Origin of the sequence: Tropicibacter naphthalenivorans, assembly GCF_900176475.1 — a bacterium.
Taxonomy (GTDB): domain Bacteria; phylum Pseudomonadota; class Alphaproteobacteria; order Rhodobacterales; family Rhodobacteraceae; genus Tropicibacter; species Tropicibacter naphthalenivorans.
The window spans coordinates 715,816-739,728 of sequence record NZ_FWXX01000002.1; the positions used below are offsets into that span (position 1 = coordinate 715,816).

Annotated in this window: 26 protein-coding genes and 1 other RNA gene; 15 read left to right on the plus strand and 12 right to left on the minus strand. The window is 63.6% G+C overall.

The features are described 5' to 3' along the window. Window positions 1–49: 49 nt before the first annotated feature. Window positions 50–1,168, minus strand: coding sequence for a type III PLP-dependent enzyme (locus B9A11_RS07680; RefSeq protein WP_058246493.1), 1,119 nt, complete (start codon window positions 1,166–1,168; stop codon window positions 50–52). 112 nt (window positions 1,169–1,280) lie between these two features. Between B9A11_RS07680 and B9A11_RS07685 the strand changes: the two genes are divergently transcribed. After that, entirely contained in the window at window positions 1,281–1,712 is a 432-nt protein-coding gene (locus tag B9A11_RS07685) for an Lrp/AsnC family transcriptional regulator (RefSeq protein WP_058246492.1), read from the plus strand. Here the strand turns inward: B9A11_RS07685 and B9A11_RS07690 are convergent, their stop codons facing one another. After that, entirely contained in the window at window positions 1,713–2,321 is a 609-nt protein-coding gene (locus tag B9A11_RS07690) for an inner membrane-spanning protein YciB (protein WP_058246491.1), read from the minus strand. 36 nt (window positions 2,322–2,357) lie between these two features. After that, on the minus strand, window positions 2,358–3,260 hold the full coding sequence (locus B9A11_RS07695; RefSeq protein ID WP_058246490.1) for an EamA family transporter: 903 nt from the start codon (window positions 3,258–3,260) through the stop codon (window positions 2,358–2,360). A 56-nt stretch (window positions 3,261–3,316) separates the two neighbouring features. Here B9A11_RS07695 and B9A11_RS07700 point away from each other — a divergent pair, with 56 nt between their 5' ends. Then, window positions 3,317–3,802: an MgtC/SapB family protein gene (locus B9A11_RS07700; protein ID WP_058246489.1), complete on the plus strand. Its 486-nt coding sequence runs from the start codon at window positions 3,317–3,319 to the stop codon at window positions 3,800–3,802. Here B9A11_RS07700 and ftsY read toward each other — a convergent pair. Both ftsY and B9A11_RS07710 read right to left on the minus strand, forming a co-directional pair. Further along, window positions 3,799–5,043 carry a signal recognition particle-docking protein FtsY gene (gene ftsY / locus B9A11_RS07705; protein ID WP_058246488.1) on the minus strand — a complete coding sequence of 415 codons (1,245 nt, stop codon included), beginning with the start codon at window positions 5,041–5,043 and terminating at the stop codon, window positions 3,799–3,801. The genes B9A11_RS07700 and ftsY overlap by 4 nt on opposite strands. 377 nt (window positions 5,044–5,420) lie before the next feature. Beyond that, on the minus strand, window positions 5,421–7,106 hold the full coding sequence (locus B9A11_RS07710) for an NAD(P)H-dependent oxidoreductase subunit E (RefSeq protein WP_058246487.1): 1,686 nt from the start codon (window positions 7,104–7,106) through the stop codon (window positions 5,421–5,423). 166 nt (window positions 7,107–7,272) lie between these two features. On the opposite strand from B9A11_RS07710, the gene B9A11_RS07715 reads away from it, so the two are divergent. Together B9A11_RS07715 and B9A11_RS07720 are read left to right on the plus strand one after the other, a co-directional pair. Beyond that, complete coding sequence (locus B9A11_RS07715) at window positions 7,273–8,286, plus strand: alkane 1-monooxygenase (protein WP_058246486.1); 1,014 nt, start codon at window positions 7,273–7,275, stop codon at window positions 8,284–8,286. Window positions 8,287–8,353: 67 nt separating this feature from the next. After that, the gene (locus tag B9A11_RS07720; protein WP_058246485.1) at window positions 8,354–8,767 is read left to right on the plus strand and encodes a hypothetical protein; all 414 of its coding nucleotides are present in this window, start codon (window positions 8,354–8,356) and stop codon (window positions 8,765–8,767) included. Here B9A11_RS07720 and B9A11_RS07725 read toward each other — a convergent pair. Beyond that, a complete protein-coding gene (locus B9A11_RS07725; RefSeq protein ID WP_058246484.1) occupies window positions 8,728–9,627 on the minus strand; it encodes a LysR family transcriptional regulator in 900 nt (299 codons plus the stop codon). The genes B9A11_RS07720 and B9A11_RS07725 overlap by 40 nt on opposite strands. A gap of 125 nt (window positions 9,628–9,752) precedes the next feature. Here B9A11_RS07725 and B9A11_RS07730 point away from each other — a divergent pair, with 125 nt between their 5' ends. After that, window positions 9,753–9,956: a DUF1127 domain-containing protein gene (locus B9A11_RS07730; RefSeq protein ID WP_058246483.1), complete on the plus strand. Its 204-nt coding sequence runs from the start codon at window positions 9,753–9,755 to the stop codon at window positions 9,954–9,956. A gap of 133 nt (window positions 9,957–10,089) precedes the next feature. Beyond that, window positions 10,090–10,875 (plus strand): Bax inhibitor-1/YccA family protein, encoded by a 786-nt coding sequence (locus B9A11_RS07735; protein WP_058246482.1) that lies wholly within the window; start codon window positions 10,090–10,092, stop codon window positions 10,873–10,875. 188 nt (window positions 10,876–11,063) lie between these two features. Here B9A11_RS07735 and rpmG read toward each other — a convergent pair whose 3' ends face one another. Together rpmG and rnpB are read right to left on the minus strand one after the other, a co-directional pair. Next, a complete protein-coding gene (rpmG, locus tag B9A11_RS07740; RefSeq protein ID WP_007799108.1) occupies window positions 11,064–11,231 on the minus strand; it encodes a 50S ribosomal protein L33 in 168 nt (55 codons plus the stop codon). 103 nt (window positions 11,232–11,334) lie between these two features. After that, window positions 11,335–11,731, minus strand: an RNA gene (gene rnpB, locus B9A11_RS07745) — RNase P RNA component class A. A 103-nt stretch (window positions 11,732–11,834) separates the two neighbouring features. On the opposite strand from rnpB, the gene pth2 reads away from it, so the two are divergent. The 5 genes from pth2 to B9A11_RS07770 all read left to right on the plus strand — a co-directional run bounded on the left by pth2 (window position 11,835) and on the right by B9A11_RS07770 (window position 15,758). Then, entirely contained in the window at window positions 11,835–12,179 is a 345-nt protein-coding gene (pth2, locus tag B9A11_RS07750; RefSeq protein WP_058246481.1) for an aminoacyl-tRNA hydrolase, read from the plus strand. 61 nt (window positions 12,180–12,240) lie between these two features. Further along, window positions 12,241–13,035 (plus strand): TatD family hydrolase, encoded by a 795-nt coding sequence (locus B9A11_RS07755; RefSeq protein ID WP_058246480.1) that lies wholly within the window; start codon window positions 12,241–12,243, stop codon window positions 13,033–13,035. Next, window positions 13,032–13,835 (plus strand): MBL fold metallo-hydrolase, encoded by an 804-nt coding sequence (locus B9A11_RS07760; RefSeq protein ID WP_058247099.1) that lies wholly within the window; start codon window positions 13,032–13,034, stop codon window positions 13,833–13,835. Before B9A11_RS07755 ends, B9A11_RS07760 begins: the two co-directional genes overlap by 4 nt. Before the next feature lie 27 nt (window positions 13,836–13,862). Continuing rightward, window positions 13,863–14,792, plus strand: a complete 930-nt coding sequence (locus B9A11_RS07765) for an AEC family transporter (RefSeq protein WP_058246479.1) — start codon at window positions 13,863–13,865, stop codon at window positions 14,790–14,792. A gap of 48 nt (window positions 14,793–14,840) precedes the next feature. Next, a complete protein-coding gene (locus B9A11_RS07770; RefSeq protein WP_058246478.1) occupies window positions 14,841–15,758 on the plus strand; it encodes a DMT family transporter in 918 nt (305 codons plus the stop codon). Here the strand turns inward: B9A11_RS07770 and B9A11_RS07775 are convergent. Continuing rightward, window positions 15,755–16,444, minus strand: coding sequence for a thiamine diphosphokinase (locus B9A11_RS07775; protein ID WP_058246477.1), 690 nt, complete (start codon window positions 16,442–16,444; stop codon window positions 15,755–15,757). The genes B9A11_RS07770 and B9A11_RS07775 overlap by 4 nt on opposite strands. 160 nt (window positions 16,445–16,604) lie before the next feature. Here B9A11_RS07775 and B9A11_RS07780 point away from each other — a divergent pair, with 160 nt between their 5' ends. Further along, the gene (locus tag B9A11_RS07780; RefSeq protein WP_058246476.1) at window positions 16,605–18,977 is read left to right on the plus strand and encodes a hypothetical protein; all 2,373 of its coding nucleotides are present in this window, start codon (window positions 16,605–16,607) and stop codon (window positions 18,975–18,977) included. A 116-nt stretch (window positions 18,978–19,093) separates the two neighbouring features. On the opposite strand, the gene B9A11_RS07785 is transcribed toward B9A11_RS07780, so the two are convergent. Beyond that, the gene (locus B9A11_RS07785; protein ID WP_058246475.1) at window positions 19,094–19,324 is read right to left on the minus strand and encodes a DUF2842 domain-containing protein; all 231 of its coding nucleotides are present in this window, start codon (window positions 19,322–19,324) and stop codon (window positions 19,094–19,096) included. Window positions 19,325–19,339: 15 nt separating this feature from the next. Then, complete coding sequence (locus B9A11_RS07790; protein WP_058246474.1) at window positions 19,340–20,635, minus strand: adenylosuccinate synthase; 1,296 nt, start codon at window positions 20,633–20,635, stop codon at window positions 19,340–19,342. A gap of 142 nt (window positions 20,636–20,777) precedes the next feature. On the opposite strand from B9A11_RS07790, the gene B9A11_RS07795 reads away from it, so the two are divergent. The 3 genes from B9A11_RS07795 to B9A11_RS07805 all read left to right on the plus strand — a co-directional run bounded on the left by B9A11_RS07795 (window position 20,778) and on the right by B9A11_RS07805 (window position 23,520). Further along, window positions 20,778–21,173, plus strand: a complete 396-nt coding sequence (locus B9A11_RS07795) for a DUF6524 family protein (RefSeq protein WP_058246473.1) — start codon at window positions 20,778–20,780, stop codon at window positions 21,171–21,173. A gap of 127 nt (window positions 21,174–21,300) precedes the next feature. Beyond that, window positions 21,301–21,672: a preprotein translocase subunit SecG gene (secG, locus tag B9A11_RS07800; RefSeq protein ID WP_058246472.1), complete on the plus strand. Its 372-nt coding sequence runs from the start codon at window positions 21,301–21,303 to the stop codon at window positions 21,670–21,672. A 204-nt stretch (window positions 21,673–21,876) separates the two neighbouring features. Then, window positions 21,877–23,520, plus strand: coding sequence for a CTP synthase (locus B9A11_RS07805; RefSeq protein WP_058246471.1), 1,644 nt, complete (start codon window positions 21,877–21,879; stop codon window positions 23,518–23,520). A 50-nt stretch (window positions 23,521–23,570) separates the two neighbouring features. Here B9A11_RS07805 and B9A11_RS07810 read toward each other — a convergent pair whose 3' ends face one another. Next, entirely contained in the window at window positions 23,571–23,822 is a 252-nt protein-coding gene (locus B9A11_RS07810) for a hypothetical protein (protein WP_058246470.1), read from the minus strand. Window positions 23,823–23,913 lie beyond the last annotated feature (91 nt).

Sequence of the window (23,913 nt, forward strand, 5' to 3'; positions counted from 1 at the left end):
GAGGCGGACTGTAGCGGGCAAAGCGCCCGTGTCCACCCCGGCGCCGGAGCTATCGCGCCAAAGTCACCACCCGCCGCGCGCCATAGCCGTTAAAGCGGGTCGAAAGCGCGGTGGAATAAGCCCCGCAGGCTTCGAACAGCAGGTAGTCGTCGTCGCGCAGATCGCCGGGTAAGGCGACGCGCTCGGACAGGCGGTCAAGGCTGTCGCAGGTGGGGCCAAAGACGGTGAATTCACGCGCGGGGCCAAGGCGCGGCTGCCCCTGCGGGGTCAGCACCCGGATGCGCCCGCCGGGGCCAAGGTCGCGCCATTCGCTCAGCCCGCCGTAGATCCCATCGTTGAGGAAGACCGCCCCGCCGGTGACCGCCTTGGCACGCAGCGCCAGCTGATAGCTCTCGGCGACCATGGCGCGCCCCGGCTCGCAGACCAGAGGAGGCGGGGCGTCAAAAGCCACCGTCGCAGCGGCCCGGATGGCGGTGAAAATCCGTTCCAGATCCGGGGCCTCGCCGCCCCGATGCGCCGGAAAGCCGCCGCCCACGTTCAGCCGATGCAAGGCGATGTGGTGGTCGCGGGTCAGGTCTCCGATGGCGGTGATGTAGCTGACCCAGGCCAGCGGGTCGTCGCATTGCGTGCCGGGATGAAAGGTCACCGAGGGCAAGCCGCCGCGCGCGATCACTGCCCGCAGCAGCGCCGCCGTCTCGTCCAGCCCCGCGCCGAACTTGGAGCCAAAGTCATAAACTGCGCCCTTGACCGGCAGTTTCAGCCGCACCGCGATGTCGAGGCCATGCAGATCGCCCAGCTTGTCCAGCTCTGACATCCGGTCCACCGACCAACTGGCGCAGCCGTAATCGCGGGCCTGCGCGATCTCGGCCCTTGAACGCACCGGGTTGTGGTAGTGCAAAACCGCGTCCGGCGCGATGTCGCGCACCAGCGCCATTTCCTCGATTGAGGCGACGTCAAAGGCGGTCATCCCCGCGCTCACCAGCGTCTCGATCACGCCGCGATCCGGGTTGGCTTTGACCGCGTATGTCGTCAGGCCGGGAAAGCCTTTGTGAAAGGTGTCCGCCGTTTGCCGCAGCCGCGCCGGGTCAAAAAAGAACACCGGGTCGTCCGGCTGCATCTTTGCCAGCCAAATGCCGGGATCGGTTTGAAATGCCTGTTGAAGTCCCATCGCGCGCGCCTTTTCGGTTGATCTGGCTTTAGCTTTGCAAAGGAAACGCTCGATTTCACGTGGCAGACATGGCAAGCTGCCTGGAATTTCACGACAAATCGCAGGGCAAATGATGCAGATCGACGAAACGGACCAAGCCTTGATCGCCGCCCTAACCGAAAACGCGCGCCTGCCGGTGGCCGATCTGGCGCGGCGGCTGGGGGTCGCGCGGACCACGGTTCAGGCGCGGATTGACCGGCTGGTGGATCGCGGGTTGATCACCGGCTTTACCCTGCGCAAAGGCCCGGGACTGCGCCCCCCTTTGCGCGCCACGGTGTTGATCAGCGTTGAACCGCGCGCCACCCCCGCCGTGCTGGACCGGCTCAAAGCCTTGCCGCAGGTGGATTGCGTGCACACCACGTCGGGGCGCTTTGACCTGATCGCGCAGTTGGCCGCACAGGACACCGAAACGCTGGACCGCTGCCTTGACAGCATCGGCGAGGCGAAGGGGGTGAAAAGCTCGGAGAGCCTTATTCACCTGTCCACGCGCATCGACAGGACGTGATTACTCCGCAGGCTCGTCGCTTTCCTCGAGGGCGTATTCCTTGAACAGCTTGCCCTGAAAGATGAAGAACAGGAAAATCGCCGCCGTCAGCCCGAAGGTCTTGAAATAGACCCAAGTCTCGGTGGTCTGCGTGCGCCAGATGATCTCGTTCAGCGCCGCCAGACCAAAGAAGAACAGCATGATCCGCTTGGTCAGCAGCATCCAGCCTTCGTGGCGCAGGGGCATCATGCCCTCCATCACCTTTTCCAGCCAGCTTTCGCCGCGCATAATGCCAACCGCCAGCGCGCCGCCAAACAGCAGGTAGATCAGCGTCGGCTTCATCTTGAAAAAGCGTTCATCGTTCAACCAGACCGACAGCCCGCCAAAGACCACGATCAAGACCGCCGTAACGATCTGCATCAGGCTTAGGTGGCGCGTCAGTATCCACTGCGCCGCCATCGACAGCAAGAACACCGGGATGAAGCAGGCGGTGACGACGATAAAGCCCTGATACTCGGTCCCGGCGATCTCGAAGACGCGGTCCTTGAGCCACATGTAGGCGGCAAAGAACCCGATGATCGGGCCGTACTCGAGGGCGGCTTTGACACCGGGGCTGATCTGTTTCGTCATCACGAGGCTCCTTAGCGTGGGGCAGACATAAGCGCGCTAGCCGCCAAGCTCAACAATCACCGCGCCGATTGCGATAAGCGCCATCAGCGCGATGCGGCGCGGGCCGACCTTTTCGCCCAGCACCAGCCAGCCGATCAGCGCTGCAAACACGGTCGAGGTTTCGCGCAGGACGGCGGCTTCGCCCACGTTGTCCAGACGCGTCGCCAGCATGATCGAGCCAAAGCTGAAGTAGGCTACAAACGCCCCTATGATGCCGCGCGCGACCAGCGGTTTCAGCGGCGGCACATGCCCCGCGCGGCGCAGACGCACCCCCGCGATCACCGGCATCAGCCAGCCGTCGATGAAAAAGAACCACGCGAGAAAGGTGAACGGATCGGCGGTCGCCCGGATGCCATAGGCGTCGTAGGTGGTATACAGCGCCACGAAGAGGCCCGTCGCCACCGCCAGCGCCAGCGCCTTGGGCAGCTTGTCGCGGTCGTCGGTGATGGTGCGCAGGTTATAGACCGCAAGGCCGTAGATCCCCGCCAGCAGCACCGCCACCCCCAGCCACTGCACCGGGCCGAAATGCTCGCCAAAGATCAGCGACGCGCCGATCACCGCGAACAGCGGCCCCGTGCCACGCACCACCGGGTAGACCACGGTATAGGCGCCTTGGGTGTAGGTCATGGCTTGGAGCAGCTTGTAGGCACCGTGGATCACGAAAGCGCCGGCAAAGATCGGCCACATATGCGGCTCTGGCCACGGCACCACGAACAGCGCGAAAGGCGCGGCCATGATCCCATAGCTAAGGTCCATGGCCCCGCGCGACAGCCACGGGTCGTGCTTGCCCTTTTGCAGCGCGCCAAACAGCGCGTGCAGGAACGCCGCAAGGACCGCGAGGGCCAGCGCGAGGTTATGCCCGGCGGCGGTGCCTTCGAGAGAAATCAACCAGTCGCTCATGCGGAAAATCCTGTTAAAGTGGCGAAACCGCTCTGAAATATCCCAAGAGGCACGGCATGTGGCAGCAGATCGTCAACGAATTCACCGGCAACTTTTCCGTGGTGCCCGCGCCCGTGGCCTTTGCCCGGCTGCTGATCGCCATCGGCTTGGCCGCCGTGATCGGGCTGGAGCGCGAGATGCGCCGCGAACCGGCGGGGCTGCGCACCCATATCCTTGTGTCCGTGGCGGCGTGTTTGTTCGTGATGATCGGGCAGGAGCTCAGCGCCATCGACTTTGGCGGCGCAGGCGAGCAGCGCCAAGACCCCCTGCGCATGATCGAAGCGGTCACAGCGGGGGTCGCGTTTTTGTCGGCGGGGGGCATCTTTGCCAGCGGCGGGCACCATCGCGGGCTGACCACCGGCGCGTCGCTGTGGATGTGCGGGGCGATTGGTCTGGGCTGCGGGGCGGGCAACACGGTGCTGGCCGCCATGGCGACCGCAATCGTGCTGACCGTTTTGCTGTTGTTGCGTCAGATCGAGCGGCGCATGGGCACCCACGATTAAGCCTCTAGCCCCGTCAGCGCGGCGGCGAATTCCTCGGGATCAAAGGGCGCGAGATCGTCGATCTGCTCGCCCACCCCGATCGCATGGATCGGCAGGCCGAACTTGTCCGCCAGCGCCACCAACACGCCGCCCTTGGCGGTGCCGTCCAGCTTGGTCATCACCAGCCCCGACACATCCGCCAGCTTTTGAAAGGTCTCGGTCTGGCTGATGGCGTTTTGCCCGGTGGTCGCGTCCAGCACCAGCAGCGTGTTATGCGGCGCGTCGGGGTCTTTCTTGCGGATCACCCGCACGATCTTGGCCAGCTCCTCCATGAGATCCTGACGGTTTTGCAGCCGGCCCGCGGTGTCGATCATCAGCAGATCCGCCCCTTCGGCCTGCGCGCGGGTCATGGCGTCAAAGGCAAGGCTGGCAGGGTCGGACCCTTCGGGCGCGGTCAGGACCGGCACCCCGGCGCGGTCGCCCCAGACTTGCAGTTGTTCAACGGCGGCGGCGCGGAAGGTATCCCCGGCAGCGATCACAACATGCTTGCCCGCCGCCTTGAACTGGCTGGCGAGCTTGCCGATGGTCGTCGTCTTGCCAGAGCCGTTGACGCCCACGACCAGCACCACCTGCGGCGTCTTGGGGTACAGCGGCAAGGGGCGCGCCACGGGTTCCATGATGCGGGCGATTTCCTGCGCGAGCAGTTCCTTGATCTCTTGGACGGACACCTTCTTGCCATAGCGCCCCTCGGCGATGTTGGCGGTCACGCGCAGCGCGGTGTCGACCCCCATGTCAGAGGCGATCAGCAGCTCTTCGAGCTGTTCGAGCATGTCGTCGTCCAGCTCGCGGCGCACCACGGGGGCGGCGCTGTTGCGGCCCAACAGACGGTTGAGGAAGCCTTTGGGCGCTTCGGGCGCAGGCGCAGGAATGTCCAGAGGTGTCAGATCGGGGGCCGGATCGCTGGGCTGCGGCGCCTCGACCGGCGTTTGCACCGGGGTCGGATCGACGGGCTGCGGCATGTCCGGGGCGGTGTCGGGTAGATCCGCGGGCAGCTCTTGCGGCACGTCCGGCGCAGGCGTGTCCGCAGGCTTGGGCGCTTCGACAGGGGCCGCAGGGGCCGGGACGGGCTCTGGCTGAGGCGCTTCAACCGGCGGCTCAGGCGCTTCTTCGACGCCGCCATCCTGGACAATCGCGTCCAACCCTTCATCCAGTTTCGACGACGATTTAAAGAGCTTGTTCTTGAGTTTGCCAAAAAGGGACATGAAAACGCCTGTGTTCCGGTGGTCCCCCTCACCTAATATGCCTGACGCTTTAATAAAAGTCTCAGTTGCCCCCCGTGGCCGCTGCACCCCGGTTCAAAGCGTGGTTTTGCGCCGTGGCGTGGGGTTTGGCCGGAGATTGCGGGGGATTTGCCCCGGATTGCCTGATGTGGCGCGCGTTAACGCTCCTGCCCTCGAATCAGGCCGACATCACAGGCGGCGCGGCTGCGAGGCCGAAAACCCACAAGTGGAGATAGCACAAAACCAACCTTTCCTGCCAGCTAAGGCAAATACAAGCTCTCTAGATTTCATAAAGGCCATCTTTTTCACGAAAAAGGCGCCCCGCAGGGCGCCCTATCGTTTCGACCCCTCAAGGGCGGTTAAATCTCGTCGGGGAAGTGCCGCATCACCAGCCGGATCGGGTTCGGCGCCGCCTGCCCCAGACCGCAGATCGACGCGTCGCCCATGGCCTGACACAGCTCTTCGAGCAGGGGCTTGTCCCAGTGATCGGCGCTCATCAGCTTGACGGCTTTTTCACAACCCACGCGGCAGGGCGTGCACTGGCCACAGCTTTCATCCTCGAAGAAACGCAGCATGTTCAGCGCGGCATCCTTGGCGCTGTCCTTGTCGGACAAAACCACCACGGCGGCAGAGCCGATAAAGGTGTCGTGGTCCTGCAAGACGTCGAAATCCAAGGGAATATCGGCCATGGACGCAGGCAGCAGCCCCGAGGACGGACCACCCGGCTGGTACGCTTTAAAGGTGTGCCCGTCGAGCATTCCGCCCGCCGCCGCGATCACATCGGTGATGGTCGAGCCCGCAGGCAGCAGGTGCACGCCAGGCTTGTTCACGCGCCCCGAGACCGAATAGTTGCGCAGCCCCTTGCGGCCGTTGTGTTCGGTATCGGCAAAGACCTGCGGGCCTTCGCGGCAAATCTTGCCCACCCAGTACAGCGTCTCGACGTTGTGCACGAGCGTCGGCTGGCCGAACAGACCCACCTGCGCCACAAAGGGCGGACGGTGACGCGGGATGCCGCGCTTGCCTTCGATGCTTTCAATCATCGCGGATTCTTCGCCGCAGATGTAGGCCCCGGCGCCCCGGCGGACCTCGATATATCCCGGCTCGGCAAGGCCCGCGGCCTCGAGCGCGGCAATCTCGCGGCGCAGGATTTCCAGCACGGCAGGGTATTCGTCGCGCATGTAGATATAGCAACGCTCCGCCTCGATCGCCCAACCCGCGATCAGCATTCCTTCAAGAAAAACATGGGGTTCGCGTTCGAGGTGAAAGCGATCCTTGAAGGTGCCCGGCTCGCCCTCGTCACCGTTGACGGCCACGTAGCGGGGGCCGGGATTGGCGCGCACAAAGCCCCATTTTTTACCCGACGGAAAGCCCGCCCCGCCCAGACCGCGCAGACCGGCGTTCAGCACTTTGTCCTGCACTTCTTCCCAGTCGCCGTTCTCGCGCAGCGCCTTGAGTTCGGCATAGCCGCCGTCCGCCTCATAGGCCGCCAGCGTCTGGTAGTCGGGCAGATGCGCGTGGAAGTCCTTGGCCGCAATCGCCGCCTCCACCTTTTCCGGGGTCGCGTGGTCGATGTGGTTGTGGCCGATTTCCAGCACCGGCGCGGTGTCGCAACGGCCCATACAAGGCGCACGCAGCACGCGCACCTCGGCGGGGTCCATGCCGCTTTCCAGCGCCGCGCGCAGCTGTTCCGCCCCGGCCAGTTCACAGGACAGGGAATCGCAGACCCGGATCGTCAGCGCAGGCGGCGGCGTCTCGCCCTCTTTGACCACGTCAAAATGCGCATAAAAGGTTGCGACCTCGTAAATCTCGGCCATGGACAGGCGCATCTCTTCGGCCAGCGCGCGCAGATGCGCGGCGGACAGATGGCCATAATGGTCCTGAATCAGGTGCAAATGCTCGATCAGCAGATCCCGCGCACGCGCGCGATCGCCCAGCAGGTCGCGCACCTCGGCCCAGGCCTGATCCTCGACCTGTCGACCCTTGGGGGTGTGCCGCCCCTTGCCCTTACCAGATTTCCAGACGCCTTTGCGTTCGTCGAGTGCCATGCGTGTCTCCTTGCGTTGCGGGCAATTTACCGTCCAAAACGCCGCAGGCGCAGACGGAAAACGACGCAAAAGACGCAGGCAGCGCCCAGAAACGCACCCGATTTCGCCCGATGGGTGACGGAATGTTCCGATAGCGGTACACGGGGACGCATCAAGAGGGGCTGCAATGGCACGGTTCGCACTCGTCACGCTGGGCATGGTGGCGCTGCTTTTCATGGGGCTGGCGTGGGGCGGGCCGTGGGCTTTGGCGGCGCTGCTGTATATCACGGTGTTCACCTTTTTCATGGACAAGGTCACGGCGCTGGCTCAGGTGGACCATCCGGGGGCCGAGTTCCCGTCGGGCAACGGGTTGTCGGTGGTGCTGGCGCTGGTGCATTTCCCGCTGCTGTTCGGCGGGGTTTGGCGGCTGGGTGGCGACGCATTAACAACGCTAGATAAAGTATTGATGTTCCTTGCTTTATCTCTGTTCTTTGGGCAGGTGAGCAACTCCAACGCGCATGAGCTGATCCACCGCAGCGCGCGCGGGCTGCGGCGGCTTGGGGTGGCTGTGTATGCCTCGGTTCTGTTTGGGCATCACGCCTCGGCGCATGTGCGGGTGCATCACGTTCATGCCGCCACCGATGCGGACCCGAATTCGGCGCGGCTGGGCGAGAGCTTTTATGCGTTCGCGTGGCGCGCGTGGCGGGGGGCGTTGCGCGAAGGCTACCGCGCCGAATCGCGTCTGCGCGCCGGTCGCGGCGTGCATCCTTATGTCTGGTACGGGCTGGGCGCGCTGGCGTCGCTGGGGTTGGCCTATGCGCTTGGCCAAGGCAAAGCCGTGCTTTGGCTGCTTGGCCTGTCAGCCTACGCACAGGTACAGCTGTTTCTGTCGGATTACGTGCAGCATTACGGGCTGCGCCGCCTCCTCACGCCGCAGGGCAAGCCCGAGCCCGTCGGCCCGCAGCACAGTTGGAACGCGCCGCATGGGTTTTCCTCGGCCCTGATGCTGAACGCGCCGCGCCATTCGGATCACCACGCGCGCCCGGCCCGGCCTTATCCGGGGCTGGAAATTGACCGCCACGCCATGCCGATCCTGCCGCAATCGCTGCCGGTGATGGCGGTGCTGGCGCTGGTCCCGCCGGTCTGGCGGCGGGTGATGGACAAACGCGCGGCTCGCTGGGCGGAGCCTCGCCCAAGTTAACCAAGCATTAAAACCTGACTATGCGGCGGAAATGGTTTCTGGCACCTTAAAGACCATGACACACCGCATGACACACGCCCTGATCAAAACCCCGCTGCTGGGGCTGGCCTTTGCCGCGCTCAGCCTGCCCGCCCTTGCTGCCGAGGCGCTCTCGGCCAGCGAATTCGAAGCCTACACCTCTGGCAAGACGCTGTATTTCGGGCTTTCGGGCCAATCCTACGGCGTCGAAGAGTACCTGCCGAACCGCAAGGTGCGCTGGTCGTTCCTGGACGGCAAATGCAAGGACGGCTTTTGGTACGAAGAGGCCGGCCAGATCTGTTTCGTCTACGAAGACACCCCCGACCCGCAGTGCTGGTCATTCTTTCAGGACGGCGACAAGCTGCGCGCAGTGTTCGAAAACGACCCCAGCGCAACCGTTCTGTACGAGGCTGGCCAGAACGATCAGCCGATGAGCTGCATGGGCCCCGACGTGGGCGTCTGAGCGCCCTTCGCCTGTTGCAGCTTGCCAAACCCTTGGCGCAGGTAATCGGCGATGGCGTGCACCGCCGGGTGACGCGCCGAGCCGAGATACAGGTTGATCTTTTGCATCCCAAGCTCGGGCAGCGCGGCGATGTCTACATGCACCAGATTGCCCGAGGCGTGCCCTTCGAGCGAGGCGGTCACCGCCAGATCGGCCGAGACGCTGGCGTCGATGGCTTGGTCGTTGTCGGAATGCACCGCCATTTCCCACGGCACATCGGCGCGGTCCAGCGCGCTGGTCGCCGGGTCGCGGAACGCGCAGAACGAGCAGAACGCCAACCGCAGCGGGCGCTGCTTAAAGGCGATGCCATCGGGCGCACTGACCCAGCGCAGGGGGACCTCGGCCAGTGTCTCGCCGCCATTGCCCACATCCGCTTCGGTGGTCAGGATCACATCGACCTCGCCGCGGGCAAATTGCGCCTTGAGCCGGTTGCTTGAACTGCTGATCAATTCGACCTGCACGCGCGGATGACTGCGGCCCATCCGCTTGAGCACTTCGGGAATCACCGGATAGACGATGTCGTGGGGCACCCCCAGCACGACCTGCCCTTCCCAGCTTTGATCGGTCAATTTGGTATAAATCTCGTCGTTCAGCTCGATCATGCGCTGCGCGTAGCCCAGCAGTTGCACCCCGGCAGGCGTCAGCACCACGCCCCGGCCAGAGCGCTCCAGGACCTTTTGCCCCAGCAATTCCTCGAGCCGTTTCAACTGCATAGAGACAGCCGATTGGGTGAGGTTCAAGAACCCGGCAGCGCGGGTAACCCCGCCGGATTCGGCCACGGCCACAAAGGATCTCAGGGCGGTCAGGTCGAGATTTCGCATTCATCACCCCTTGTGATGTGTGGGTTCAAAAACATTCGTTTCACTAATGGCAGTCGTCGCAGCATATTCATCAACATCGAATATGGAAACACAAACAGTCATCACAAGTTTTGAAGGATACCATCATGATCCGTGTTGCCCGCCGCCTGTCCGCCCCCTTTGCCCTGCCCCGCCTGAGCCTGCGCAAACTGTTTGCGCTGCACCAAAGCCGCCAGGCGCTGCGCGCCCTTGACGCCGACCAATTGCGCGACGTCGGCCTGACCAAGGCGCAGGCCCAAGCCGAAGCGAACCGCCCCGTTTGGGACGCGCCCGATTACTGGTCGCGCTGAAACAGCACGTTTCGCCGGAATTTAAAGGTTTATTCCTGCCATATCTTGAAAACGCGCCCCCGTCTGCCAATATCCGTACCTGAACACCTCGGACAGAGGTCCGGGGTTCAGAGGGATTAAAACGGAGGCTGCTATGGCAGAATTTGACACAATCCGGACGGCGGGCATCTCTGGCGCCCGCGCCGCCCAGATTGATGAGGGGCTGCGCGCCCATATGAACAAGGTCTACGGGACGATGTCCGTGGGCATGTTCATCACCTTCCTCGCCGCTTGGGCGATTGCAGGTCTGGCGGTGACGTCCGATCCGACCGGCGCAACGGCGATGATCCGCGAAGGGCAGTACCTGACCGGTCTGGGTCAAGCGATCTACATGTCGCCGCTGAAATGGGTGATCATGTTCGCGCCGCTGGCCTTTGTCTTTTTCGGCTTTGGCGCCGCCATGAACCGCCTGAACGCCGCTGGCGTGCAGCTGACCTTTTACGTCTTTGCGGCGCTGATGGGTCTGTCGCTCAGCTCGATCTTCTTGGTCTACACCGGGTTCTCGATCATTCAGGTGTTCCTGATCACCGCGATTTCCTTCGCCGGTCTGTCCCTCTGGGGCTACACCACGAAAAAGGACATCTCGGGCTGGGGGGCGTTCCTGATCATGGGTGTGATCGGCCTGCTGGTGGCATCGGTGATCAACATCTTCCTTGGCTCGGGCGTCATGCAACTGGCGATCTCGGTGCTGGGTGTGCTGATCTTTGCCGGCCTCACCGCCTATGACACGCAGAACATCAAGAACACCTACGTGGCACACGCCGCGCATGGCGATCAGGAGTGGCTGGGCAAGGCCGCCATCATGGGCGCGCTGAACCTGTACCTAGACTTTATCAACATGTTCATGTTCCTGCTGCAACTGCTGGGCAACCGCGAATAAGCGGCTGACATTCGAACGCACTAAGGGGGCTGACCTGCGGGTCGGCCCCTTTTTCTTTGGGCCTAGTTTCTTTGGGCCGAGGCTTTTGTCAGCCCGAACCGCCTGAGCAAATAGAATCAGCGCATAGAAAAAGGGCCGCGCGATTGTCTCGCACGACCCTTTTTACAATCCGTAAGGATCAGCCAAGATTACTTGATCTTGCCTTCCTTGTATTCGACATGCTTGCGCACGACCGGGTCGTACTTGCGCACGGTCATTTTCTCGGTCATGGTCCGTGCGTTTTTCTTGGTCACATAGAAGTGGCCCGTGCCTGCGGTCGAGTTCAGGCGGATCTTGATGGTGGTCGGCTTCGCCATGGTTCGTCTCCTGCAACGAGGGCGAGCGCCCTTCGTGAAATCTCTATGAAGCCCGCCTTTTACTGGTCCGCGCGCCCGAGTCAACAGGCTTTGAGCAGGTTTCTTGCGTGGAAGACCTATAAGCCGGATTTTGTTCCCCCCGTTGCCGGGGTTCGACGACCATTCATCTAGGCGGCGCGTTGCCACGCCGCTCTTGCTGCCAACCCGGACCTCTCGGGCCAAAGCCGCCCTGTGCCGATATCCCGTGCAGGATCAGCGCACGCGAGGTCCCTATTTGGCATTGCTCCCGGTGGGGCTTGCCATGCGGGCGCTGTTGCCAGCCCCCCGGTGGGCTCTTACCCCACCGTTTCACCCTTACCTTTTGGCGAACCAAAAGGCGGTCTGTTTTCTGTGGCGCTATCCGTCAGGTTGCCCTGCCCGGGCGTTACCCGGCACCAATGCTTTGTCGAGTCCGGACTTTCCTCTCCCCGTTACCGGGCAGCGGCCGTCCAGTCTTCCACGCGAGGGGCAGATAGGCGCGAGCACAGGGCGCGGTCAAGGGGCTTTGGCTCTTGCCCTTGGCCCAGCCACGCGCAAGATGCGCGCCAAAGCCCGGAGACAGCCATGAAACAAGTCCTACTGGTCCGCCGCGATCTGAACATGCGGCGTGGCAAGGAAATCGCCCAGGGCGCGCACGCCTCCCTGTCCGCCACGCTGCAAAACCTAGACGACGAGCGCGTGCACACATGGCTGCAACAGGGCATGGCCAAGATCGCGCTGGTCGTCGACAGCGAAGAGGACCTCTTGAAACTGACCACCAAGGCCAGCGAGGCCGGCCTGATCACCGCTGTGATTACCGATGCGGGCAAGACGGAATTCGGCGGTGTTCCGACACGCACCGTTGCGGCCATAGGGCCGGACGAGCGGATGAAGATCGACTTGATTACAGGTCATCTCAAACTCAGATAACCGCCCCGCGCTTGACCCTTCCTGCGTCCTCCTAGATACCCCTACATCAAAGGAGCCGCCCATGATTACCGACAGCCATTGTCACCTCGACTTTCCCGATTTCAACGAGGAACGCCCCGAGATCATCGCGCGGGCGGTCGAGGCCGGTGTGCACCGCATGGTCACCATCTGCACCCGCCTGCGCAACGAACCCCAAGTGCGCGCCATCGCCGAGGCCCACGCCCCGGTGTTCTACGCCGCGGGCACCCACCCCATGAGCGCCGCCGAAGAGCCTCTGGCCACGGTGGATGAGCTGGTCGCCCTGTCGCAGCACCCGAAATTCGTGGGCATCGGCGAGACGGGTCTGGACTACCACTACACCGCCGAAAGCGCCGAGATTCAGAAAGACTCGCTGAAAATCCACATCACGGCGGCGCAGGAAACCGGCCTGCCGCTGATCATCCACGCACGCGCCGCCGACGAGGACATGGCGCAGATCCTGACCGAGGCGCACCGCGCCCGCCCCTACACCTGCGTGATGCACTGCTTCTCTTCGTCGCCGGAACTGGCCCGCGCCGCGCTGGACCTTGGGTTCTACCTGTCCATGTCCGGCATCGCCACCTTCCCCAAAAGCCAGGAGGTCCGCGACATCTTTGCCGCCGCGCCCACCGACCGCATTCTGGTGGAAACCGACAGCCCTTACCTTGCGCCGCCGCCTTTCCGTGGCAAACGCAACGAGCCGGCCTATGTGGTGAACACAGCCAAGGTTGGGGCAGAGCTATATGGCCTGTCCTACGACGATTTCGCTGTCCAGACCGAGGCGAACTTTGACCGCCTGTTTTCCAAGGTATCCGCATGGGAGCCGACCCCCGCATGAGCGCAGAGCTTGTCTTTACCATTCTTGGCTGTGGCTCTTCGGGGGGCGTGCCGCGCATTGGCGGCCATTGGGGCGCGTGCGATCCCGCGAACCCCAAGAACATCCGCCGCCGCTGTTCCATGCTGGTGCAGCGCGTCACCGACGCAGGCACAACCACCGTTCTGATCGACACCGGCCCCGACATGCGCGACCAGCTGGTCAGCGCCGGGGTGGGCCGTCTGGATGGCGTCGCCTGGACGCACTCCCACGCCGACCATGTGCACGGGCTGGACGACCTGCGCCAAGTGGTCTTCAACACCCGTGAGAGGCTGAACGTCTGGGCCGATGGCGATACGCAAAACGACCTACTCTCGCGCTTTGGCTATGCCTTTGTGCAACCCGAAGGCTCGCCCTATCCGCCGATCCTGAACCTGCACACCATCCCCGATGGCCCGTTCAGCATCAGCGGCGCGGGCGGCGACATCACCCTGACCCCGTTCAAGGTGAACCACGGTGCGATCGACGCCCTCGGCTTTCGCATTGGTGATCTGGCCTATCTGCCGGACGTGGCCAAGATGAACGACGCGGCGTGGCCGCTGCTACAGGGGCTCGATTGCTGGATCGTCGATGCGCTGCGCCGCGACCCGCACCCGACCCACGCCCATCTGGCGCTGGCGCTGGAATGGATCGAGCGCGCCCGGCCCAAGCGCGCCGTGCTGACCAATATGCACATCGACCTTGATTACGCGGCGGTCGAGGCCGAAACCCCCGCGCATGTCACCCCCGCCTTTGACGGGATGGTGCTGCGCTACCCCGACTGACCGCCGCCAACAAAGGGGCACCCGCCCGTGCAAGCGCTCTTAGACGTCATCCTGCCGGTCTTTATCGTCATCGGCGCGGGCTATCTGGCCAGTTGGCGCGGGTGGTTCCCCGAAAGCGCCGTTGATGGCCTGATGGTCTTTACCCAGACCTTCGCGGTGCCTGCTCTGCTGTTCCGGGCGATTTCCACGCTGCATCTGGAATCGCAGTTCGACCCTTGGATTCTCGTCAGCTTTTACACCGGCTCGGTGACCTGCTTTATCGTCGGGCTGCTGGCCGCGCGGCATGTGTTCAAACGCGACTGGCAGGACAGCGTCGCCATCGGGTTCGTCTGCCTCTTTGCCAACTCGCTGCTGATCGGCCTTGCCATCACCGAGCGCGCCTATGGCCCGGACGCGCTGCAAGCCAACTACCTGATCGTCGCCCTGCACTCGCCCATTTGCTACGCCATCGGCATCACCGCGATGGAGATCGCCCGCGCCGAGGGCGCCCCGGCTAGAGAGCTGCCCGGCAAGGTCGCGCGGGCCATGTTCCGCAACGCTCTGGTGATCGGCATCGCGCTGGGGGCCGTGGTGAACATCAGCGGCCTGCCCTTGCCCGGCCCGTTCACCGACGCGCTCGACATGCTGGTGCGCACCGCCCTGCCCGCGGCGCTCTTCGCCATGGGCGGCGTGCTGTTCCGCTATCGCCCCCAAGGCGACACCCGCATCATCCTGTTTGTCTGCGCCGTCTCGCTGGTGCTGCATCCGACGATCACTTGGAGCTTGGGCAAGGCGACGGGGATTTCCACCTCTGCCTTCCGCTCTGCCGTTGTGACCGCGTCCATGGCGCCGGGCATCAACGCCTATGTCTTTGCCAATATGTACGGGCGGGCACGGCGGGTGGCGGCCTCCAGCGTGCTGATCGCCACGGGGTTTTCCATCGTGACCGCTTGGGTCTGGCTAACGCTGTTGCCATAGGGCGGCGTCCTGCCTAACGATAGCGCAAACAGTCGGAAAGCGCGGCTCATGTCTCAGTCTAAAACCACCCTCGGCATTCTGTTCATGCTGGCCTTTTGCGTGCTGGCCCCGATCATGGACGCCTTTGCCAAGGCGACACCCGCCGAGATTCCCGTCACGCAGATCTTGGCCGCGCGCTTTGCCGTGCAAGTGATCGTGCTGTTGCCTCTGGCGCTGACCATGGGGCTGTCGCTACGAATGCCTTTGCGCGATGCGGGGCTGCATCTGGCGCGGGCGGCGGCCTTGGTGCTGGCCACGGCGCTGTTCTTTACCGCCCTGCGCGCCATGCCCATCGCCGACGCCATTTCAATCTTTTTCGTCGAGCCGTTCATCCTGACGCTGATGGGCGCGCTGTTCCTGCGCGAACCCGTGGGCTGGCGGCGTCTGACCGCTTGCGCCGTGGGCTTTGGCGGCGCGCTGCTGGTGATCCGGCCCAGCTTTGGCGATCTGGGGCTGGTGGCGATGCTGCCCTTGGGGACGGCGCTGATGTTCTCGATCTACATGCTGATGACCCGGTCCATGTCGCAGCGGATGGAGCCGATCGTGCTCCAAGGTCATACGGCGCTGGCCGCCTGCGTGCTGGTGTTTCCGCCGCTGATCGTGATGGATGGCTCGGGCGCTGCGCTGTGGGATCCGGTCTGGCCCACGGGCTTTGCGCGCTGGTCGCTGCTGGGGGTCGGGATCGTGGCGACGGTCTCTCACCTGTTCTTGACGTTTGCGCTGCGCTTTGCGCCGGCGGGCACCATCGCCCCGCTGCAATACCTGGAAATCGTCGGCGCGACGGTGATCGGCTATCTGGCGTTTGACGATTTCCCCACGCCGCTGACCTTTGTCGGCATCGCGATCATTGTCGGCGCGGGCCTGTACGTGTTCGAGCGTGAGCGCCGACTGGAGCAACAGCAAGACACCCCGCCACCGCTGCCTTAATCCGTGGCTTCCGGCCAGCGCGAGGGAGAGGCGGCAAGCCCCGACAGCAAGGCCGGCAGCGCCTCAATCGGCAAAATCACCAGCATTTGCGGACGGTCCATGGCCAGCCGCACCGGGCCGCTCACCTCGTTCGAGGTGCCAATCCGCGCATTCGGGGCAAAGTCGATGTGGTCGATGGGCCATTTCAGCCCCTGTGAGCGCCCCCGCACCGGCCCCATAGGAAACAGCGACAGCCGCATCCCCACCGGCAAGGCCAGCGTCAACGACGGCGGCACCACGCAAGCGACATCCTCGTCCCCGATCAGCAGACACAAGCGATCCGCCCGCCGCACCAGCACGGTCAGCGCCGCCAGTTGGTGATCCAACCGCGCCCCAAGGAAACCATAGCCCAGCACCAGAGGCGACTGGATATTGCGAAGACATTTATCGAAATCGGTACTGTCTTGTTCATCTATCTGGTGCACGATGCCCGCTGGCAAACCCAAACGAACCTCAGCAGACAACGAATCCATATCGCCAATGATCACATCCGGCATCCGCCCCGCGTCAATACACCGCTGCGCCCCGCCATCGGCGGCCACAACCACCTCTGTCGCGTTTAGCGCATCAATCAGCACGGCTGGGTCGCATTGCCCGCCGCCGACCAGAACCACTGGCTTTGATGTATGAACAATTTTAGATTTCATGGCGAATTAATGTCAAATTGGGAAACAGACCACAATCAAGTCACGAAATGATACGCTCTCGGGCACAGATTCGGTCACGTTTGGTCTCGGTCGTCGTGGTAAACACACTGTTGCAGAACGTATGAAAGTGAGCAGGAACATGGTGAGTTCGAGCAAGATATTGACGGTTTCGTATGGAACCTTCTCGTGTACGGCCGAAGGCTTTGACGATCCGCTCGCCGTGGTCAAGGAAACCACCCATTTTTTCCGTGGCGTTGTGGGCGAGGATCGATTCTTTGGGGCCGAGCCGCCGCAGTTCGACCCGGAACTGGCCTCTGAGATGATGCGCAACCAGCTGTCCGCCGAGATGGGCCAGGGCAAGCTGAGCATTGGCAATGCGGTTGGCGCTGCGTCCTCTGGGGCGTTGGCGGCGGCCTTGTCGGCAGGTCCGGCGCGGGCAGCAGCCCCCGTGGCCCCCGCAACCCAAGACGCGCCGCAGCCGGTCTATGAGGATAGCCTGCCCGACGACGACACGATCGAGGCGACCGCCGTTCTGACCGAACGCCCCCTGCCCGGCTCGGACCCCGAGGACTTAACCGAAGAGCCGCAAGACGACGCCCCGGCGCAGCCCGTGCTGGAAACGCCGGACATCGACCTTGGTGACTTTATGGCCGCGCAGTCCATGCCGGACCTGTCTGACGAGGCATCCGAGCCCGAGATCGACATCGTCGAGCCCGCCGCCCGCCTGACCCCGTCCAGCGACGTGGCGGCCAAGCTGGACCGCATCCGCGCCGTGGTCGCCGAAGCGCCCGAGGCCTATGATGACACCTCCGAGGCAGAGACCGCCTATGATGCCAGCTACGACGATGAGGACGACGGCGAAGAGGTCGACGACGACGCGCTGACCGCTCTGCTGGGCGAATTCAACGCCGATGACGACGAAGAAGAGCTGTCCGATGTCGCTCTGGCTGAGGCCGCCGAAGAGCTGTCCGATGACGACGCAGAGGATAACCTCTTTGCCGATACGCTCGCGGGCCTGATGCAGAATCAGGACTTCGACGACGAAGACGCCGCGTTGGACACCGCCCCGACGGCTGCGGGCGATGCGTTCTCGGCCTGGGACGATGACGCCGAGGATGAGTTCCTCGACACCGCCGAGGACCCTGCGGACGACACGCCGAAGGCCGCTGAACTGGACGAGACCGACGCCTTCGATGACTTCGAAGACGAAGACGACGCCCTCCCCGAGGCACAGGCGGCTCCTGAACCCGCTCCCACGCCGGCCCCCGCGCCGAAACAGCCGATCCGCGCCCGCGTGGTCAAGGTCAAGCGCGCCGTCTTTGAAGAGGCGGTGAAATCCGGCCAATTCGAAGAAGTCGACGAGACCCCCGCCGCGCCGCAGTCCGAGGAAAGCTCGCTCTCGCCCGAGGAAGAAGACGACCTGGCCCGCGAACTGGCCGCCGTCAAAGCGGAACTGAACGGCGATTGGGATGACGACGACGAGGACGACGATTTCCTCGACGACGCGCCCGCCCCCGCCGCGAAAACCGACGACTGGGGCTGGGACGACGAGGACGACGCAGAGGATCTCGCTCCGGCCGCAGCAGCGCCCGCGCCCGTGTCCGATTGGGATGACGACGACGAGGACGAAGACGACATGGCCGCCCCCGCGCCGCTGCGTCTGGACAACCCCGTCTCGACCCCGAAACGCCCGTGGGACACCGACCTCGACGCGCTGGACGCCCGCGCCTCGGCCGCCCTTGGCGACGACGAGGACGACATCGACGCACTGGTCCGCGACAGCGCCCGCAAGGCCGTCAAGATGGCCAGCCCGGCCCGCGCCATGCTGACCGAAAACACCGTCGAGGATGACGACGCCTCGCGCATCCTGAACGAGACGAACAAGGAACTGGACGAACCCGAAGGCAACCGCCGCCGCACCGCGATTGCGCACCTGCGCGCCGCCGTGGCCGCGACCAAAGCCGACCGCCTGCTGGGCCGCAAAGCCGACAAGGAAGAAGAGATCGAGCCCTACCGCGAAGATCTCGCCAACGTTGTCCGCCCGCGCCGCCCGCAATCCGGTGCCCCCCGCACCGAACGCCCCGCAGAGGTGCCCGCCCGTCCGGCCCCGCTCAAGCTGGTGGCCGAACAGCGCGTGCCCTCCGACGAGGCGCCGCAACAGCAGGTGACCCCGGTCCGCCCGCGCCGCATCCAACGCAGCGCCGCCACCACCCCGCGCGAGGTACCTGCCCCGCAAGCGCCTGAAATGGATGGCGGTTTTGCCGACTACGCCGCATCCGTCGGCGCGGTCGACCTGCCCGAATTGCTCGAAGCTGCGGCGGCCTACATGTCCTACGTCGAGGGCCGCGAACAATTCTCGCGCCCCCAGCTGATGACCACCGTGCGCCAAGCCGAACAACAGGAATCGAGCCGCGAAGATCGCCTCCGCTCCTTCGGCCAACTCCTGCGCGAGGGCAAAATCGAAAAGACCTCCGGCGGGCGTTTCACCGCCTCGGACCGGATCAGCTTCAAACCGGATCGCGCCGCAGGCTGATCCTGACCACCAAACAAGAAAAGGCCCGCCAAATCCGGCGGGCCTTTTTTGTTGCAATTCGACAGGGTCGGCGGGTGGGCGCCTTTGGCCACAGGCCAAACAGACCAATCGACGACCTAGTCCTGATCGCGGCCTTGATCCGGATCCGCCTGCCCAACGCCGCGAAACACGAACTTGAACGGCATGGCCCATAGGAACCCAAGACCGACATAAACAAGCAATTCCAAAAGGATAGAGGGACGGTCCAGCAGATTCACCACCGTCACCGCCGCAACGATATAAAGCGGCAAGCCGACCAGCAAAATCACCAGCGACCACCGCCGCCGCGCTTTGTAACTCAAGGCCATCTCGTCCCCCTCCGCTCAATCCTCAAAGGGATCGGTCACCAGAATCGTATCGTCCCGCTCGGGCGAGGTCGACAACAGCGCCACCGGGCAGCCGATCAACTCTTCGACACGGCGCACATATTTCACCGCAGCCCCCGGCAGATCGGCCCAAGAGCGCGCGCCTTCGGTCGATTCGGACCAGCCTTCCATCTCTTCGTAAACCGGCACACAGCGCGCCTGCTCTTCGGCGGCAAAAGGCAGATAGTCCAGCGTCTTGCCGTCCAACTCATAGCCCACGCAGATCTTCAGCGTCTCAAAGCCGTCCAGAACGTCCAGCTTGGTCAGCGAAATGCCGTTCACACCAGAGGTCGCGCACGTCTGGCGCACCAGAACCGCATCGAACCACCCGCAACGACGCTTGCGCCCGGTGGTGGTGCCAAACTCATGGCCCCGCTCGCCAAGGCGCTGGCCGTCCGCGTCTTCCAGCTCGGTCGGGAACGGGCCCTCGCCCACGCGCGTGGTATACGCCTTGACGATCCCCAGCACAAAATCGATGGAACCCGGCCCGATGCCGGTGCCCGTCGCCGCCTGCCCCGCGATCACGTTGGACGAGGTCACAAAGGGATAGGTGCCAAAGTCGATGTCCAGCAGCGCGCCCTGCGCCCCTTCGAACAAGATGCGATCCCCGGCGCGGCGTTTTTCATTCAGCACCTTCCAGACCGGACCGGCATACTCCAGAATTTTCGGAGCGATTTCCTTGAGTTGCGCCATCAGCGCCTCGCGGTCCACCGGCTCGATCCCCAGACCCTTGCGCAGCGGATCGTGGTGCTGCAACGCCCGGTCCACACGCGCCTCCAGCGTCGCCTCATCAGCCAGATCGGCCACGCGGATCGCACGGCGCCCTACCTTGTCCTCATAACAAGGCCCAATGCCGCGCCCGGTGGTGCCAATCTTGGTCCCCTTGCTGGCGGCCTCTTCGCGCGCCCGGTCCAACTCGCCGTGGATCGGCAGAATCAGCGGCGTGTTCTCGGCGATCATCAGCGTCTGCGGCGAAATATCGACGCCCTGCGCCCGCACCGTCTCGATCTCATTGATCAAGTGCCACGGGTCCAGCACCACACCGTTGCCGATCACCGACAGCTTGCCCTTGCGCACCACGCCAGAGGGCAGCGCGTGCAGCTTGTACACCTTGCCATCCACAACCAGCGTGTGCCCGGCATTATGCCCGCCCTGAAAGCGGCAAATCACATCGGCCCGGCTGCTCAGCCAGTCCACGATCTTGCCTTTGCCTTCGTCGCCCCACTGGGCGCCTACGACGACCACATTTGCCATAATCCAGGTCCTTTCGGTGATCTCAAACCCGCGCCCGTATAATGCGCCTCCCTTGCGCGCGAAACCACTAAATCGCCGCAACGGGCTGGACAGCGGCCGGAACTGCCGCCACCAAAGGGAAAAACCAGACGAAAGAGACGATATGAGCTTCCTTCTCCGCTGGCTCTTTGCCTTTTTGTTGCTCAGCGCGACATACAACCCGACGCCGTTCAATTTTGTGCGCCTGTCCATGGCCAACTGGGAATCATCCAAATCGGTGATCGTACTGATGGGGCTGATCCTGCTTGTGGGCTACATTATCTACCTACGCGCGACGCTGCGCTCGATCGGGGCGTTCGGCATGATCCTTGTGCTGGCCGTCTTCGCCGCCCTCCTATGGGTCGCCGCCGATTTCGGCCTGATTGACCTGACCGATCCCGGCCTTGCCACGTGGATTGCGCTCTTTGCCGGCAGCGTTGTCCTTGGCATTGGCCTAAGCTGGTCGATCATCCGCAAGCGCCTGTCGGGCCAGCTCGACGTGGACGAAGTCGAAGACTAAGGCCCCCGGGTCGGTGGGTGGGCGCCTTTGGCCGCAGGCCAAACAGAGCCATCCTCCGACCTACCCGCTTGCGCCGCCGCGCCCGATCCCCTACATACCCGCAAAACCGCAAACTCGTGCAGGTCTCATGCAAAACGTCATCCTCATTATTCACCTTCTCCTTGCCCTTGGCCTGATTGGCGTCGTGCTCCTGCAACGCTCCGAAGGCGGCGGCCTCGGTATGGGTGGCGGTGGTGGCGGTGCCATGAGCGCCCGCGGCGCGGCGACCGCTCTGGGCAAAGTCACCTGGATCCTTGCGATTGCCTTTATCATCACGTCGATCACGCTGACCGTTTTTGCGGCCCGTAACGCCGAAGGCACCTCGGTCCTGGACCGCATCACCGATGCCCCCGCCGCAGCGCCCGCGACCGACACGCCGGAACTCGACACCGACGCCCTGCTGCCCCCGCCCTCTGCGGATGGCGCAGCCGACGCACCGCTGGTTCCGCGCGCGGACTGATCCGTTAACGATCTACTAGGGGTGGCCCCTGCCACCCTCACCGCAACAGTATCTTGCGGATGACTGGACATTTCCAGACGAATCTACTATGGCTCAAATCCCGTGATACTGCCGTGCGACAGCCCGGCGGGAGAGCACTTTATTGGCCGTTCCACTGCTCGGGAACGCGCTGGAAACGCAGGCAAAATCACGGGGTAGCCCAACATGGCGCGCTTTATTTTCATCACCGGCGGTGTTGTTTCTTCGCTTGGCAAAGGTCTGGCCTCGGCGGCGCTTGGCGCTTTGCTTCAGGCGCGTGGCTACTCGGTCCGCCTGCGCAAGCTTGACCCCTATCTGAACGTCGACCCCGGCACCATGTCGCCTTTCGAACATGGCGAAGTCTTCGTCACCGATGACGGCGCAGAGACCGACCTCGACCTTGGCCACTACGAGCGTTTCACCGGTGTGCCCGCGCGCAAGACCGATTCCATCTCGTCTGGCCGCGTCTACACCAACGTGCTGGAAAAAGAGCGTCGCGGCGATTACCTTGGCAAGACGATCCAGGTGATCCCCCACGTCACCAACGAAATCAAAGACTTCATCTCGATTGGCGAGGATGAGGTCGACTTTATGCTCTGCGAGATCGGCGGCACCGTCGGCGACATCGAGGGCCTGCCCTTCTTTGAGGCGATCCGCCAGTTTTCCCAGGACAAGCCGCGCGGCCAGTGCATCTTTATGCACCTGACGCTGCTGCCCTACATCAAGGCCTCGGGCGAGCTGAAAACCAAGCCGACTCAGCACTCGGTCAAGGAGCTGCGCTCGATTGGTCTGGCCCCCGACATCCTCGTCTGCCGCTCCGAAGGGCCGATTCCCCAGAAGGAACGCGAAAAGCTCGCCCTGTTCTGCAACGTGCGCCCCGATAGCGTGATCGCCGCGCAGGATCTCAAATCCATCTACGAGGCGCCCATCGCCTACCACCGCGAGGGCATGGACCAAGCCGTGCTCGACGCCTTTGGCATCAACCCCGCGCCGAAACCGAACCTGTCCAAGTGGGACGACGTCACCGACCGCGTCCACAACCCCGAAGGCGAAGTCACCGTCGCCATCGTTGGCAAATACACCCAGCTCGAAGACGCTTATAAATCCATAGCCGAGGCGCTGACCCACGGCGGCATGGCCAACCGCGTCAAGGTCAAGATCGAGTGGGTCGACGCCGAGCTGTTCGACCGCGAAGACCCCGCGCCGCATCTGGAAAAATTTGACGCGATCCTCGTGCCCGGCGGCTTTGGCGAGCGCGGCACCGAGGGCAAGATCAAGGCGGCGCAATACGCCCGCGAGAATGGCGTGCCCTATCTCGGGATTTGCCTTGGGATGCAGATGGCCGTGATCGAGGCCGCCCGCAACGTCGCCGGTCTGACCAAGGCCGGCTCCGAAGAGTTCGACCACGAAGCCGGCGAGCGCCGTTTCGAGCCGGTGGTTTACCACCTCAAGGAATGGGTGCAGGGCAATGAAAAGGTCAACCGTTCTGTGGCCGACGACAAGGGCGGCACCATGCGTCTGGGTGCCTATGACGCCGTGCTGACCGAAGGCTCTCGCGTCGCGCAGATTTACGGCAAAACCGCCATCGACGAACGCCACCGTCACCGCTACGAGGTCGATACCTCGTATAAGGACACGCTCGAAGAGGTCGGCCTGAAGTTCTCCGGCATGTCCCCTGACGGCAAGCTGCCCGAGATCGTGGAATGGCCGGACCACCCGTGGTTCATTGGCGTGCAATTCCACCCCGAGCTGAAATCCAAACCCTTCGCACCGCACCCGCTGTTCCGCGACTTTGTCCGCGCGGCGAAAGAGGTGTCGCGGTTGGTCTAAGCCACCGCGAATAGGTTAGAACGGGGCCCCCAAGCGGCCCCGTTTTTCGTTCAGGCCTTCCAAACACCGCCCGTCAGGGTGTCGATGATATAGGTCGCGCCTTGGCTGCATTTGACCTTGTACATCTCGTCGGCCTCCGTCGGGGCGACGCGCAGCACCTCGGGGCAATCAAACCCGCTATAGTTGATCACATGTGCCGACAGCTGGTACAGCTCATTGCGGTCCATCGAGGCCACCGCCCCCGCCGTAAACCCCAGAACCAGCGTCGAATAGAACCCGATCTCAAAGATTTTTTTGAACATTGCTCGCGTATCCTTTGCTTTGTTGCCCAATAGGTGACAGCCGATCTGGGCGAAAAAGCGGCAAATCTCCCCCTTGGGTTGCAAGCGTGTG